Source organism: Gallaecimonas xiamenensis 3-C-1 (assembly GCF_000299915.1).
Lineage (GTDB): Bacteria > Pseudomonadota > Gammaproteobacteria > Enterobacterales > Gallaecimonadaceae > Gallaecimonas > Gallaecimonas xiamenensis.
Genome location: NZ_AMRI01000007.1, coordinates 17,036 through 31,730, shown reverse-complemented (window position 1 = coordinate 31,730; position 14,695 = coordinate 17,036). Strand labels below are relative to the sequence as shown.

Below are 14,695 nucleotides of genomic sequence, written 5' to 3'. Positions count from 1 at the left end.
GGCCAGTGGCCGCCTTTTACGTCTTAGTTTTCCGACATCAACTGGTTGGCCCTTTCCATCAGCGGTTGGGCGGCGACCACCCGGCGCTGGGCCAGCAGTTTGTTGGCCTGCACCAGGTAGGCGTTGGCGATCTGCTTGCGCAGGGCCTTGACCGAGGGCAGGGGTACCGGCAGGGACTGACCAAAGCCGTTGAGCTCGTCGTAGATCTTGTCCAGGGCCTGGGGGCTGTCGGCTTGGGTGATGCGGTCCTGCCAGTCCCTGAGCTTATCCTGATAGAAGGCTTCGGCCGCGTCCACCGGATACTGGGGCGTGGCGCCTTGGTCCACCTGGGCCTGGTAGGTGGCTAAAGAGGCGATGGCGTCCTCGAGCCTGCCAGCCTTGGCCAAGGGGCCGGCCAGAATGTCCGAGGACGGGAAGAAACGGCCAGCCACGTCGGTCAGGCGGCTGATGGCCGGAGCGTCTTCGGCGGCCATGGCCGCTTCCAGGTTCTCGGCCAGTTTCTGTTGGGCCTGTTCGGAGGGGGTGACAGGATGCGGGTCAAGGAACAGCAGATCGGCCTTGAGGGCATCGAGCTCGCGGATGGCGGCATCGTCGTTGTAGGCAGCCTGATCCAGTCGTGCCTTATATTCCTCGCCTAAGGCGCTCAGCAAAGACTGGCGGCGTTGATCCAGGCGCAGATCCAGACCACGCACCGCATCGTCGTTGGGGAAGATGTTCAGCAGTTCCTGCAATACCTTGGCGGCAGCGGGGAAGTTGGGTAGATCCGGCCGGTCGGCTTCCTTGAGGGCGCTATCGATGCGCTCCTCGTAATGATCGAGGATGCGATCCCGGTTGACCCTGAGGATCCCGGCCCTTTCCTGGGGTGCCAGGGTGGCGCTCTGGGCCAGCAGCTCTTCCACCGGCATGGCGCTGATGGCTTCCACATTGCGTTGGTGGCCGGTCAGGCCGTCAAGCTGGGCCTGCAGCTGGGCCACCTGGTCCTTGCCTTGGCTCCAGAGCGTAAAGGCAACGATCACGGAGGCGGCCAGGGCCACAGGGTAGAGGATACTGCCCGGGCGCACCGGCTTGATCACCTGTTGCAGGCGGCGCAGGGTGGGCTGGGGTCTTTCTTCCTTGAGCAGCTTACGTACCGGCTGCCAGAGGCGGCCCGGCATATGGGCTGGCTTGACCAGCTTGTACTGGCGCCGTTCCTGCTCGGTCAGCTTCTTGCGATCGAAAGGATGGCGGGAGCTGAGCAGCTCGAAGGCGACACAGGCCAGGGCGTAGAGGTCGTCGCAGACGGTGGGTTCTTTGCCGGCGATAAGGGACGTGGACGCATAGGCCGGGGTGTAACCGTAGACGGTGGTTTCGTCGCTCTGCTGCTCGCTCAGGAAGTCTTCGTGCTGATGGGGTTTGAGGGCCTGGGCCACCCCGTAATCGAGCAGTTTGATGCTGCCCTGACTGGTCACAAAGATGTTGGACGGTTTGAGATCGGCATGGACTATGCCCTGGGTGTGGGAATAGGCCAGGGCCGAGAAGATCTGGTCCAGCACGGCGGCGGCGCCTTTCCATTTGAGCCCTTGAGGCTTGGCCCGCTGGATAACCTTGGACAGCGGTTCCCCTTCCAGCAGCTCCATCACCATAAACCAGGTGTCGCCGTCATGGTCCAGATCGTAAACCCGGATGATATTGGGGTGGGACAGGCGCTTGGATTTGGCCGCTTCCCTGGCCAGCAGGCTCAGGGCTGAGCTGTCTTTGGTCAGCTCGGCGCGCAGTATCTTTACCGCTACCTGGGCGTCACGGGCACCGGCCTCTTCCAGATGCAGATCTGTGGCCTTGTAGACGTCGCTCATACCCCCCGAGCCGATCAGGGATTCGATGCGATAGCGTTGCTTGAGGGTTCTGTCTGTCCAACTGGTGGTAGGGGCCTGATCCAGGCTCTCCAACTGGCCGGACACAGTGGTATGGGTCTGGGCACTGGCTTCCATGCAGAAACATCCTTTGTTTCAATCGTTAGCGGTTTAGACAGCGAGTTCGCGTCCTGAACTTTCAATCTGAACTTTACTATAACGGCATTTGTATTTTCGATAAAGATAAGAGAAACATGAAATGGATCGCGTTGACAGTCCATTAGTGACTCCGTAATCTTTGGCCGTTGTCTTTCTCGGATAAAGGCAATTAGGCAAGTTTAATCTCAAGGAAAGGTAAAGTGCCATGGAACTGGAGCTTGAAATTACAAGCTACCACAGGCTGTCTCCCTCCATTCAGTCTGTAATCCGTTTTTCCAATGGGAATCAGTACCTTGGCCGCTCCAATGAGTGCCAATGGCAACTGCCTGATCCCGATAGGGTCATCTCGTCTAAGCACGCGGAAATAATTAAAAAAGAAAATGCCTATTGGCTCAGGGATATCTCTACCAATGGGGTTTTTCTTAATAATGCGGCCCAACCCTTGGGGCGTGAAAATGAATCCAAGTTAAATCATGGCGACACCCTTCGTATTGGCGACTATGAGATTGCCGTGAAGGTGATAGAAAAAGAAGAAGTTGGTAATAAAGAAATCGCTTCTTCATCTTCTGCTAATTCAATTTCTACCCCCGAGATCATTCCTCCTGCGACCAAAGCGGTGGCACCGGTGCCTGAAGCCGTGGCTGAGCCTGCCTCTGCCCCCGAGCCGGCTTTGGGTTTCGGTAGCCTGGCTTCGTCCCTGGGAGAGCCCGGCGGCACCGACAGCCACGTAGATATGCCCCGTTCCAGCAGTGGTATCCCCACCGAGTGGAACTGGGGGAGCGCCGAGGCCAAGGAAGAAGCGCCTCAACCGGCCGCCAAGCCTGAACTGGTCAGCGCCCTGCTCGAAGGCCTCGGCATGACCAAGCAGTTTGCCGACAAGGCGCCGGATGCGGCGCTGATGAAGGAACTGGGCAACCTGACCCGGATCATGCTGGAAAGGCTGTTGGATCTGCTGCACATGCGGGCCGAGCAGAAGCAGAAACTGCGGGTTCAGCAGACCACCTTCCGCCGCCAGGAAAACAACCCGCTGAAATTCTCGGCCACCGCTCAGGATGCCCTGGAATCCCTGATTATCCGCCGCCACAACTCCTTCCTGGGTCCCCAGGAAGCGGTTGAAGAAGCCTTTGCCGATATCCGCCACCACGAGCAGGCCCTACTGGTGGCCGTGGAGAAAGTGGTGGTGTCGCTCTTGGAAACCGAAGCGGTGGTGGAAGACAGTGCCCTGGACCGGATGCCGGTCATCGGCAAGGCCCGCGCCTTCGAGCGTTGGCAGCGCCAGCAAGACCACCTCAAGCACGAATTCGGTGATGCCGAGCGCATGATGCGTTCAGACCTGTTCGTGGATGCCTACGAAAACGCGATTCGCACGTTGAAACAGGAGTAATCCGATGTACGCCAAGTGGCTGCGTCCCATTTTTGTCTCTGCCCTGATCCTGGCCTTGTCCGGGTGCGTGGTGGCCAATGCCGTTTACGAGCCCAGCACCGACCTCGACATCACGGCGGTCAGCAACCTTAATCCCGACTACACAGGCCGGCCTTCACCGGTGGTGGTGAAGGTATTCGAGCTCAACGGCCGCAGCGCCTTTGATGCCAGCGACTTCTTCAACCTCTACGGCGACGCCGCCGGCACCCTGGGCCAGGAACTGGTCAAGGTGGAGGACTATGAACTCCAGCCCGGTGAAAAGCGTGAGATCAAGCTGCGCCTGCACGGCCAGACCCGCTATATCGGCGTGGTGGTGGCCTACCGGGACATCGAAAACGCCCAGTGGCGGCTGGTGCTGGACGCCGACCCCACCGGCTATAAAGACATCGACCTGAAGCTGGACGCTTTGGCCGTCAGTTCAAAAGGCTAACGAGAGGCAACATGGAACGTTTGGCAAAAGTCGCCTGGTCGGAGGGTATGCTGCTCCGGCCTCAGCATTTTCAGCAGCAGGACAGATTTCACTACCACGCCGCCAGGCTGCGTCATAGCAGGCTGCACCCCTTTGGCTACGGCTTTAACCTGCTGAGCCTGGACGAACAAGCCCTGCCCTTGGGGCAGGTCAGCGTGGTCAAGGGGGCTGGCCTGTTCCCGGACGGCCTGCCTTTCGAGTTCGACCAGCAGGACGATCTGCTGCTGGAGGTGCCGGCCGATGCCCGTGACGAGCTGGTCTACCTGGCCATTCCCCTGGAAAAACTGGCCGGTGCCAATATCGTCGCTTCCGACTCCCACCATATCGGCCGCTTCGTGATGCGCGATACCAACGTGCTGGACGAGTCCTTGGACGACGGCGACGAAGAAGCCCTGAGTCTTGCCTACCTCAATCCCAGTCTCAAGCTGGAGCGGGAAGATATGGCCGGCTTTGCCACCTTGCCGGTGGCGCGCATCGTCGAAGTGATCAACGAAAAGGAAGTGAAGCTGGACCGCAGCTACATGGCTCCTTGCCTGGATATCAACACCATCACCCCGCTTGCCTCCCTGCTCAGGGAAGTGCTGGCCATGGTCAAGCAGCGGGCCCAGGCCCTGGCGGTGCGGATGCAGCGTGGGGCCGAGCAGGCCACCACCATGTTGGACGTGCTGATGTTGCAAGCCCTAAACCGCTGGCAACCCAACCTTGAGCACCTCAAGGACAGCCCCCAGGTCCATCCTGAGCGCCTCTACAGCCTGCTGGTGACCCTGGCTGGGGAAATGGCCACCTTTACCCGTGCCGAGAAGCGCCCGCCTGCCCTGCCTGGCTACCAGCATGACCGCCTCACCGAGACCTTCGGCGACCTGATGGCGGTGCTGAGCCAGTCTCTGTCCACCGTGCTGGAGCAGACTGCCGTGGCGCTGAAACTGGAAGAAGCCCAGTTCGGCATCAAGGTGGCGCCGCTTACCGACAAGTCCATGCTCAGCAGCGCTCAGCTGGTACTGGCGGTCAAGGCCGATCTCACCACCGAAGATATCCGCCGCCGCCTGCCCACCCAGATCAAGCTGGGGCCGGTGGAGCACATCCGGGATCTGGTCAACAACCACCTGCCCGGTATCGGCGTCAGCGCCCTGCCGGTGGCACCACGGCAGATCCCCTATCACGCCGGTTACCATTACTTCCTGCTCGACAGCCAGTCCGAACGCTGGGCACAGCTCAAGCAGAGCGGGGGCCTGGCGCTGCATGTGTCGGGTAACTTCCCCAGCCTGGCCTTGGAGCTTTGGGCCATCAGGCAGTAAACCAACACCCACAGGGACGTGAGTATGAAAGACAGCACTATCATCAAACCCCGCCCCGGGGCCAGGCAGGCACAGCCCCGCCCGGCCACGCCGCCGGCGGGCAATGACGACAAGACAGCATTTGCGGTAGTCAACGACGACTTCCAGCGTGGCCGCTTCCGGCTGCCCGGCACCCATCTGGATGTGTTGAGTGACGAGGCCTCCAAGTTGCTGTCCCTGGCCGATCGTCTGGGCCAGGCCAGTGCCGTCGACGACATCAGTACCCTCAAGCGCCAGTGCATGGACCTGGTACGGGATTACCAGCGCGCCCTGCAAGGCCACCAGATCCCCCAGGACAGCATCAATATGGCGTCTTACTGCCTGTGCGCCCTGCTGGACGAACTGGTACTCAATAGTCCCTGGGGCGGCTCCGGCCAATGGGCGGCCAGCTCCTTGTTGTCGGAGTTCCACTCCGAGACCCTGGCCGGGGTGCACTTTTTTGAACTGGTGGAAAAGGCTCAGCGTACCAACGACGTGGCGCTGCTGACCCTGCAGTTCCTTTGCCTGAGCCTGGGCTTCAAAGGCAAATACCGGGTCGAGAACCTGGGGCAGGAAGCCTTGGATGGCCTCAAAGACCGTATCTATCAGCAGGTCTGCGCCGACAAGGGCCGCTATGCCACGCCCTTCGAGCGAGACTGGCAGCAAAAGCTGGTGCCTGGCGACGAACTGACCCAGCGCTTTCCCCTGTGGGTGGTCTTTGCCCTTTGTGGTGTGGTGTTGCTGCTGGGCTACATGACCCTGGCCTACAACCTCAACCAAAGGGCCCAGCCGGTGTTTTTGGATCTGGCCCGGGTGGCGGTGGCACCGCCGCCGGTGGAAGGGGAGGGGGATCTCAGCGATTCGGCCGACGCCCGTTACTTGCGCCAGATCCTGCAGACCGAAATCGACAAGGGTCTGCTGGAGATGGTCTACCTCAGTGACCGTATCCGCCTGCGTATCGGCAACGAGGCGCTGTTTGCGTCCGGCTCGGCCACAGTGCGCGAAGACATGTCACCGGTGCTGAGCAAGATTGCCCGGGCCCTGGAGTCCACCAACGGCCGCATTCTCATTACCGGCCATACCGACGACCAACCTATTTTCACCACCAAGTACCCGTCTAACTGGCACCTGTCTTTGGCCCGAGCCAATGCCGTGGCCAATGTGCTGGCGGCGGGCGGCAAGCTGGGTGGGCGGCTCTGGCCTGAAGGCCGGGGCGAGGCCGAACCCCTGTTCCCCAACGACAGCGCCGACAACCGCGCCCGCAACCGCCGGGTAGAAATCGATTTGATCCCCTGAGGCTAAGAGGATGAAAGGCATGACATGGATGCGTCGCCTTGGAGCGATACTCAGTTCCCGCTACACCGTTATGGTGCTGGGGGCCTTGGCCCTTGCCCTGTTGATCTGGTTTGGCGGCCCCCTGCTGGCCATTGCCGGCTGGGAACCCCTGGCCTCGGTAGCGGCCAGGGTCATCTTCCTGCTGGTGCTGGCCCTGCTTTGGGCCGGCATCTACCTGCTGCGTATCAAGCGCGAGAAGCGAGCCAACGAGCAGGTGGTCAACGAAATGCTGACCAGCGCCAATACCGACGACGATCTGCTCAAGGAAGAGGTGGAAACCCTGCGCGAGCGGATGCGCGAGGCCCTGGCCCTGGTGAAAAAGTGGAAGCCGGGGCGTTTCCGTTCCGTCTACGAGCTGCCCTGGTACATGATCATCGGTGCCCCGGGTTGCGGTAAGTCCACCGCCTTGTTGTCGTCCGGCCTGGAGTTCCCCCTCAAGGAGCAGATGGGCATAGACGCCGTCAAAGGGGTGGGGGGCACCCGCCACTGCGACTGGTGGTTCACCAACAAGGCGGTGCTTATCGACACCGCTGGCCGCTACACCACCCAGGACAGCGCCGACAAGCGCGATGCCCGGGGCTGGAACTCCTTCTTGGGTCTTTTAAAGAAAAACCGGCCGCGCCGCCCCATTAACGGCGTGCTGTTGTCGGTGAGCGTGGCCGACCTGCTGGAACAGACCCCCACCGAGCGGCTGCTCCATGCCCGTGCCCTCAAGCAACGGGTGCAGGAGCTGAAAAACCGCCTGGGCCTGGTGTTCCCGGTCTACCTGTTGCTGACCAAGTTCGACCTGCTGGAAGGCTTTAACGACATCTTCGCACAGCTGTCGGAAAAGGAGCGGGAAGAGGTGTTCGGCATGACCTTCTCCCTGCCTTCGGTGCGGGACCCCAAAAGCCTGCCCGGGGTTTTTGAGGAAGAGTTCAGTGCCCTGTTGACCCGGGTCGACCAATTTGCCCTGCACCGGCTCCAGCAGGAGCGCAACCCCAACGCCCAGCGCCGCATCTACCAGTTCTCCAAGCAGCTGGCGTTGTTGCAGGCGCCCCTGTGGGACATGCTCAAGGAAGTGTTCTTCCCCTCTGCCTATGAAGAGGTGCCGCTGCTGCGGGGCATTTACCTGGTGTCCTCCGAGCAGGGCGGCCAGGCCAAGGACAAGGTGTCGCAACTGGTGGACAGCCAGTTCAAGGTCAAGGCCCAGGCGGCGCCGGCCTCGGCCAAGACCCGGGACGGCTTCTTCCTGCACCGACTCTTTGAAGACATCATCTTCTCCGAGCACAATCTGGCTAGCACCGATCTGGCCCACGAGAAACGCTTCGTCTGGCTGCGCCGGGCTGCCCTGGCGGCGGCTGCGGTCTGTACCCTGGCCCTGGGGGTCAGCTGGTACCTGTCCTACCAATGGAACAGCGACCTGGTGACCCGCTATCAAGGCACCCTCACCGACCTGCAACCGACCTTGGAAGAGCAGGAACTGGACTGGGTGCGCCTGAATGAACTGCTGACCGCCGTGTCCTCCATGCCGGGGGTGGAAGGGCGCCCCATGCCAGACGGTGGCCCCCAGCAACTGGGCCTGTTCCAAGGGGACATGCTGGGCCAGGCTGCCGAAGGGGCCTATGGCCGCCTGCTGCAGGCACGCCTGGGTAAGGCCCTGACCAGCAGTCTCGAGAGTGAGATAGGGTCCAACCTGGATAACCTCGAGTACCTCTACGAGACCCTCAAGACCTACCTGATGCTCCACGACCGCAAGCACCTGGACGTAGACCAGGTACAGGCCTGGTTTGAACTGATGCTCGAGCGCCAGCTGCCCGGCGAGGTCAACGGCCCCAGCCGCCAATCCCTGAACCGCCACCTGGGCCGCCTGCTGGCCCTGGGCCAGGCGCTGCCGGTGGACATGGAGCTGATTGCCAACGCCCAGGCGGAACTGACCGCCATGCCCCTTGCCGAGCGGGCCTATCACCGCATGAAGCTCGACGCCCAGGCGTCGCGCCTGCCGGACTTCCGCCTGCCGCTGATATTGGGCTCGGTGGCCGACGGCGTCTTTGAACGCCGCTCCGGCACCGAACTTGGCCTGGGTATTCCCGGCCTCTATACCCGCAACGGCTACACCGGCGTGTTCCTGCCCGAGAAGGACAAGATCGTCAAACGCCTGGTGGAAGACTCCTGGGTCTACGGCGAAGAGGACAACGACTTTAGGAACCTGGACGAGGGCGCCATCAAGGCCGGGGTAGCAGACCGTTACTTCCGCGACTACGTCTACGTTTGGGAAGAGTTCCTCAACGATCTGCGTATCAAACCCTTCGACAACGCCAGGGACGGTGCCCGTATCGCCAACCTGATCTCCGGCCCCGAAGCCCCGGTAGCCAGGTTGCTGGACGCAGTGAAGAAGAACACTGCCCTGACCGAACCCAAGGAGCCCGGCAAGCTCGACGAGGTAGCGGACCAGGCCAAAACCCTGGCCAATGCCCGCCTGTCCGAGCGTAAGCGCCAACTGTCCGGCCTGGTGGCCTCTACCCTCGCCGAAGAAGCGCCCCAGGAAACCCCTGTAGAGCTGGCCTTCAAGCGCCTGAACGCCGTCAACGACGAGATGGTGGCGCGGATGCAGGGGGACATCAAAGTGGCGGCCCGCTACTTCGAGGAGCAGGGCGGCCTGTCCCGGCCCCACGCCATTGCCACCGTCAACCGTGGCCAGTTCGACGACGCCCTCAAGGACTTCTATTCGGCCCTGGCCGACTCCGAGACCGAGCAGCTCGACAGCCTGATGGGCGACTTTATCGTCGACGCCCGCAAGGTGGTGCGCCAGTCGGTCAGCCGGTCCTTGAACGAAATTTGGCGCTCCAGCGTTTACCGGGATTACCGCAGTGCCATCGCCGGCAAGTATCCCTTCAGACGCCAGGCCGACTCGGAAGTGGCCCTGCAGGACTTTGCCTCCTTCTTCGGCTACGGCGGCACCCTGGACAGCTTCTTTAACGAGCAGCTCAAGCCCTATGTGGATACCCAGCGCAGCCCCTGGACCCTGACCAAGGACATCGGTATCAGCCAGAGCAGCCTCAAGCTGTTCGAGAACGCCCAGCAGATCCGCGAAGTGTTCTTCGAACGGGGTTCTGCCCAGCCGCGCCTTGGCTTTAGCCTCAAGCCGGTGTTCCTGGACTCAAGGGTCAGCCAGTTCATGCTGGAGATCGACGGCCAGGATCTGATCTACCGCCACGATCCGCCGCGCTTTATCAGCTTCAATTGGCCGGAGCGCACCGGTGCCCAGATGACCCGGGTGGTGTTCACCCCCACCGGTAAGTCCTCACCCCTGGCGGTGAGCTACCAGGGGCCCTGGGCCATCTTCCGGCTGTTGCAGGAGTCGGCGCGCCTGTCCACCCAGGACAGACACGAATTGGTGGAGATCAGCCTCGGGGAGTACCAGGCCAAGTTGGAACTGGTGACCAACTCGGTCAAGCACCCCTTCAACACCAGCATGCTGGAAGGTTTCCAGCTGCCCAGAACCTTGTAGGACGTACTGATGTGGGGATATTTCGGCAAGGTGCCCAATAGAGGGGATTTCATCTGCCACCAATTGGCGCCGGCCATTCGGGATCTGTTCTTCGAATGGTGCCAGGCGGGCCTGGCGGTCAGCCGCGAGCAGTTGGGTGACAACTGGCTGGACGCCTACCTGACGGCGCCCATCTGGCACTTTGCCGCCAGCCCCGACACCCTGTCCGAGACGGGGTTGGTGGGCACCCTGATCCCGTCGGTGGACAGGGTAGGGCGCCACTTCCCCTTTATGGTGATAGGCCAGTACCAGGGCCGCGCCCTGGACGCCTGGCGTGACCCCCAGTGGGCCAGCCTGATGGAAGAGAAAGTACTGGCGGTATTGGACGACCATTGGGACGAGGCGGCCTGGCAACAGGGCCTGGCCGAGATCAAGCCGCCAGCCCCGGCCCCGGGGCGGCTGCGCCTGCCCGCCGAAGAAGGCAACCTGGTCATACCGGCTGGTGCCCAGGAAAAACACCTGCTGGCGGCCCTGTTGAACCGGGAAGAGGAGCGCACCCTGTGGTGGACCCAGGGCTCGGCTTTTGTGGAGCCCTGCTGGTTATCCACCCGGGGCCTGCCCCAGGTTGGGCAGTTCGCAGCCCTGCTGGCCGGGCAGTGGCAGGAACAAGGATGGCAAACCGCAACTTTGATGGAGCAATAACCCGATGCGATACCTTTCTTCCGGCTTTACCCACAGGGGCGGCACCCGGAACCATAACGAAGATGCCTACCTGGATGTAGGGGACAGGGGAATTTGGGTGGTGGCAGACGGCATGGGGGGATACCAAGCCGGTGACGTGGCCAGTCAGTTAATTTGTGACACTGTTGACAGTGAAATAAGAAAAAAGGATTCAGGCAAATTTTCTGTAAATGATTTAGAAAGTGCCTTGTTGCTTTCAAATCAAAAAATCCGCGATTACGGCATCCGTTTCCTTGATGATCAAACAGTTGGTTCGACGGTGGTTGCGTTAATGATGCAGGGCCGGCAATTTCACCTTTTTTGGGTGGGGGACAGCCGCTGCTATTTAGCGAGGGAGGGCCGTATTCGGCAATTGTCCAAAGACCATTCGCAAGTGGCTGAAATGGTTGAGCAAGGTCTGCTTGATGAGGCCGAGGCCGAGTCCCATCCCTTGTCTCACGTGATCACCAGGGCTGTTGGTGTTGACGACGAACTGCGCCCGGACTACCTGAGTGGCGAGGTGAAGGAAGGGGATATATTTCTGATTTGCAGTGACGGAATTAGCAAGGAATTTAATCAGGAAGAGCTAAATGCCTTTTTGTCTGTCGGTGAATTGGAAGACGCTGGTCGCGCCATAATGCATTCAGCTTTGGTTAAAAAATCAAAAGATAATATAACCTGTATTCTTGTGAAGGCAGAGCTGGATTGCTATGCTGGATTTTCTGGTGAGAACGGTGATGATGTAACCATCCCCATTTATTCTCGCTAGCCGTTGGATTTAAATGCTAGGGATAGCTTGTGAGCGAAATAGTCGTTTCTCTCTTTGATCTTGACGCCGTTCTGGCGCCCATTTCCGATGACAATCCTTGCGGTCTCGATACCCGTGAGGATGTGTCTCCGGCTTCCCCTTATTTCACCTTTAAAGACGTGCGCAGCCAGGCCCGAGCCTTGGAACGCCAGGCGGTGCTGGACGATGATTACCAGCCCCCCAGCCAGTGGCGGGAGCTGTCCCGCGCCTTGCCGGAGATCCTGCAGACCAGCTCCAAGGATCTTGAGCTGGTGGCCTGGCTTATCGAAGCCTGGTGCCGCGAATACGGCTTCTTGGGCCTGGGGGAAGGCTTTGTCCTTGCCACACGCCTTATCGAATCCCATTGGGACCAGCTCTATCCCCTGCCCGACGAAGACGGTGCGGCTACCCGGCTGGCGCCTCTGGTGGGCCTTAACGGCCTGGATGCCGAAGGCACCCTGCTGCAACCCATGTTGTCTATTCCCCTGTTTATGGGCCAAACCTATGGTCCCTTTGCCACCTGGCATTGCGAGCAGGCAGCGGAAATCAACCGCCTGGATAAAGACAAGGCCGAGCAGAAGATCAGAGGGGGCGCCGCGTCTTTCGAGCAAATAGCCCAAACCGTCAGGGAGATGCCCGCCAGCGAGCTGGTGGCCCTTGCCGACCAGATAGAGTTTGCCCAGCAAAGCTTCCAGGGCCTGTCCGACGCCATGGACAGCGCCAGCCAGGAACCCCAGCCCACCAGTCAGATCACCAAGGCCCTCAGGCGCTGCCGTGACGTGCTCTGGTTCCATGCCGGGGAGATCATCGAAAAGGCCCGGGAACAAGCCCAGGCTGTGGAGCCCGAAGACAGCCAGGTCGCCGCCGAAGCGGGCGCCGAGCCTGGCAGCGGCTTGCCGGCCGGTGCCGATCCCATAGAGGTGGCCATCAAGGGCCGCGAGCAGGCGGTCAAGCAATTGGGCCGCCTGGCCGACTTTTTCCGCCAGACCGAACCCCATTCCCCCGTGTCCTATGCCATTGAGCAAGCCATCCGCTGGAGCAAGCTGACCCTGCCCGAGCTGATGCAGGAACTCATCAGCGATGAGGGTGCCCGCACCGGCTTCTGCCGGTTGACTGGGGTTCCCGGGGCGGGCGACCAGGAATAGGGCTGGCCAATATCAGTGAATTGCCACAGGAGACCATGACATGGATAGCGTTCACAAGAAAATCGACCGGGTCCGCAAACCCCGGGTTCACATCACCTACGACGTCGAAACCGAAGGCGCCATGGTCAAGAAGGAACTGCCCTTCGTGGTCGGCGTTATGGGCGATTTTTCCGGTAACAACAATACCGAAATCAAGCCCCTCAAGGACCGTCGTTTCATCCAGATTGACCGGGACAACTTCGACGACGTGATGCGTCGCATGAGCCCGAAAATCAAGATGAAGGTGGACAACAAACTCAGCGACGACGGCTCGCAGATGAGTGTGGAGCTGGCCTTCAACTCCATGGCCGACTTCGAACCTGCCGCCGTGGTGAACCAGGTGGAGCCGCTGCGCCAACTGATGGATACCCGTAACAAGCTGCGGGATCTGATGACCAAGGTGGACCGTTCCGAAGAGCTGGAAGTGCTGCTGGAGCGGGTCCTGAACAATTCCGACGACCTGCAAAAGCTGGCCACGGAACTGGGTAACGGGGAGGACAAGGAATGAGTGCCGAACAACAGAGCGCTGCCGTCGCGGCCGAGGAAGAAGTATCCCTTTCCCTGCTTGAACAGGCCATTGGCGCCACCAAGCAGACTGAAACCAGCCGCGCCGAAGAGCTGATCCGAACCCTGACCGAAGAGGCCATGAAGGGCACCGTCACCTGGAACAAGAACTTGACGGTCACCTTCAATCAGGCCATCACCGCCCTGGATCAGCTGATCTCCACCCAACTGGCGGCCGTGATGCACGCCGATGAGTTCCAGCAGCTGGAAGGCACCTGGCGTGGCCTACACCACTTGGTGATGAACTCCGAAACCAGCGCCACCATGAAACTGCGGGTGCTGAACCTGCCGAAGAAGGAGCTGCATAAGGATCTGTCCAAGGCGGTGGAATTCGATCAGTCTCAGGTCTTCAAGAAGATCTACGAGTCCGAATTCGGCACCCCGGGTGGTGAGCCTTATGGTGCCATCGTCGGCGACTACGAGTTCACTAACCATCCCAACGACATCGAAACCCTGAGCCTGATGTCCAACGTGTCGGCGGCGGGCTTCTGCCCCTTCCTGTCGGCGGCGTCTCCGGCTCTGTTCGGCTTCGACGAGTGGACCGAACTGTCCAAGCCCCGTGACCTGGAGAAGGTGTTCGAGTCCCTGGAATACACCAAGTGGCGCTCTTTCCGTGACTCGGAAGACTCCCGCTTCGTATCCCTTTCCATGCCTCGTGTACTGGCGCGTCTGCCCTACGGCGCTTCCACCAAGCCCATCGAAGAATTCGGTTACGAAGAGTTCGACGTGGATGCCAAGACCGGCCGCTCCAACACCACAGATCACGACAAGTATTGCTGGATGAACGCCTCTTACGTGCTGGCGTCGCGCATGACCAATGCCTTTGCCCAGTACGGTTTCTGTACCGCTATCCGTGGTGCCGAAGGCGGCGGTAAGGTCGAAGGCCTGCCCACCCACGTCTTCACCAGTGACGACGGTGACCCGGATCTGAAGTGCCCCACCGAGATCGGCATTACCGATCGCCGTGAGGCGGAGCTGTCCAAGCTGGGCTTCCTGCCCCTGTGCCACTACAAGAACACCGACTATGCCGTGTTCTTCGGTGCCCAGACCTGTCAGAAGCCCAAGGTCTACGACAACCACGACGCCACCGCCAACGCCGCCATTTCGGCGCGCCTGCCCTACATGATGGCCACCTCCCGTTTTGCCCATTACCTCAAGGTCATGGCCCGGGACAAGATTGGCTCCTTCATGGAAGCGGAAGACGTGGAGTCCTGGCTGAACCGCTGGATCCTCACCTTCGTCAACGCCTCCGAGGGTGGTGGCCAGGAGATCCGTGCCAAGTACCCCCTGGCCGACGCCAAGGTGCAGGTCAAGGAGATCCCAGGCCGTCCAGGTTCCTATAACGCCGTGGCCTGGCTGCGCCCCTGGTTGCAGATGGAGGAACTGACCTCCTCCCTGCGCCTGGTGGCCAAGATCCCCGAGATCGGCGGCTGATAATGCCGG

11 protein-coding genes are annotated in these 14,695 nt (G+C 60.8%); 10 read left to right on the top strand and 1 reads right to left on the bottom strand.

Going from position 1 to position 14,695, the window contains the following annotated elements; translation table 11 throughout:
- Nucleotides 1-23 precede the first annotated feature (23 nt).
- Nucleotides 24-1,967: a serine/threonine-protein kinase gene (locus B3C1_RS06170; protein WP_008483623.1), complete on the bottom strand. Its 1,944-nt coding sequence runs from the start codon at nt 1,965-1,967 to the stop codon at nt 24-26.
- Between the two features lie 226 nt (nt 1,968-2,193).
- Between B3C1_RS06170 and tagH the strand changes: the two genes are divergently transcribed.
- The 10 genes from tagH to tssC are packed head-to-tail and all read left to right on the top strand — an operon-like array spanning nt 2,194 to nt 14,686.
- Entirely contained in the window at nt 2,194-3,372 is a 1,179-nt protein-coding gene (tagH, locus tag B3C1_RS06165; protein ID WP_008483622.1) for a type VI secretion system-associated FHA domain protein TagH, read from the top strand.
- Between the two features lie 4 nt (nt 3,373-3,376).
- The gene (gene tssJ, locus B3C1_RS06160) at nt 3,377-3,841 is read left to right on the top strand and encodes a type VI secretion system lipoprotein TssJ (RefSeq protein ID WP_008483621.1); all 465 of its coding nucleotides are present in this window, start codon (nt 3,377-3,379) and stop codon (nt 3,839-3,841) included.
- Between the two features lie 11 nt (nt 3,842-3,852).
- Nucleotides 3,853-5,175 (top strand): type VI secretion system baseplate subunit TssK, encoded by a 1,323-nt coding sequence (gene tssK, locus B3C1_RS06155; RefSeq protein WP_008483620.1) that lies wholly within the window; start codon nt 3,853-3,855, stop codon nt 5,173-5,175.
- Between the two features lie 24 nt (nt 5,176-5,199).
- On the top strand, nt 5,200-6,489 hold the full coding sequence (tssL, locus tag B3C1_RS06150; protein WP_008483619.1) for a type VI secretion system protein TssL, long form: 1,290 nt from the start codon (nt 5,200-5,202) through the stop codon (nt 6,487-6,489).
- Between the two features lie 19 nt (nt 6,490-6,508).
- Entirely contained in the window at nt 6,509-10,018 is a 3,510-nt protein-coding gene (gene tssM, locus B3C1_RS06145) for a type VI secretion system membrane subunit TssM (RefSeq protein ID WP_192813349.1), read from the top strand.
- Between the two features lie 9 nt (nt 10,019-10,027).
- Complete coding sequence (gene tagF, locus B3C1_RS06140) at nt 10,028-10,699, top strand: type VI secretion system-associated protein TagF (RefSeq protein WP_008483617.1); 672 nt, start codon at nt 10,028-10,030, stop codon at nt 10,697-10,699.
- A gap of 4 nt (nt 10,700-10,703) precedes the next feature.
- Entirely contained in the window at nt 10,704-11,486 is a 783-nt protein-coding gene (locus tag B3C1_RS06135; RefSeq protein WP_008483616.1) for a PP2C family protein-serine/threonine phosphatase, read from the top strand.
- Nucleotides 11,487-11,515: 29 nt separating this feature from the next.
- On the top strand, nt 11,516-12,649 hold the full coding sequence (gene tssA / locus B3C1_RS06130) for a type VI secretion system protein TssA (RefSeq protein ID WP_008483615.1): 1,134 nt from the start codon (nt 11,516-11,518) through the stop codon (nt 12,647-12,649).
- A 40-nt stretch (nt 12,650-12,689) separates the two neighbouring features.
- Complete coding sequence (tssB, locus tag B3C1_RS06125; RefSeq protein ID WP_008483614.1) at nt 12,690-13,196, top strand: type VI secretion system contractile sheath small subunit; 507 nt, start codon at nt 12,690-12,692, stop codon at nt 13,194-13,196.
- Nucleotides 13,193-14,686 carry a type VI secretion system contractile sheath large subunit gene (gene tssC / locus B3C1_RS06120; RefSeq protein WP_008483613.1) on the top strand — a complete coding sequence of 498 codons (1,494 nt, stop codon included), beginning with the start codon at nt 13,193-13,195 and terminating at the stop codon, nt 14,684-14,686. The genes tssB and tssC overlap by 4 nt, the downstream gene beginning before the upstream one ends.
- The last annotated feature ends 9 nt before the right edge of the window (nt 14,687-14,695 follow it).

Excerpts from the sequence above, each read along its gene's own strand:
- B3C1_RS06170 (WP_008483623.1), bottom strand. The coding sequence starts at position 1,967 with ATGGAAGCCAGTGCCCAGACCCATACCACTGTGTCCGGCCAGTTGGAG.
- tagH (WP_008483622.1), top strand. The coding sequence starts at position 2,194 with ATGGAACTGGAGCTTGAAATTACAAGCTACCACAGGCTGTCTCCCTCC.
- tssJ (WP_008483621.1), top strand. The coding sequence starts at position 3,377 with ATGTACGCCAAGTGGCTGCGTCCCATTTTTGTCTCTGCCCTGATCCTG.
- tssK (WP_008483620.1), top strand. The coding sequence starts at position 3,853 with ATGGAACGTTTGGCAAAAGTCGCCTGGTCGGAGGGTATGCTGCTCCGG.
- tssL (WP_008483619.1), top strand. The coding sequence starts at position 5,200 with ATGAAAGACAGCACTATCATCAAACCCCGCCCCGGGGCCAGGCAGGCA.
- tssM (WP_192813349.1), top strand. The coding sequence starts at position 6,509 with ATGACATGGATGCGTCGCCTTGGAGCGATACTCAGTTCCCGCTACACC.
- tagF (WP_008483617.1), top strand. The coding sequence starts at position 10,028 with ATGTGGGGATATTTCGGCAAGGTGCCCAATAGAGGGGATTTCATCTGC.
- B3C1_RS06135 (WP_008483616.1), top strand. The coding sequence starts at position 10,704 with ATGCGATACCTTTCTTCCGGCTTTACCCACAGGGGCGGCACCCGGAAC.
- tssB (WP_008483614.1), top strand. The coding sequence starts at position 12,690 with ATGGATAGCGTTCACAAGAAAATCGACCGGGTCCGCAAACCCCGGGTT.
- tssC (WP_008483613.1), top strand. The coding sequence starts at position 13,193 with ATGAGTGCCGAACAACAGAGCGCTGCCGTCGCGGCCGAGGAAGAAGTA.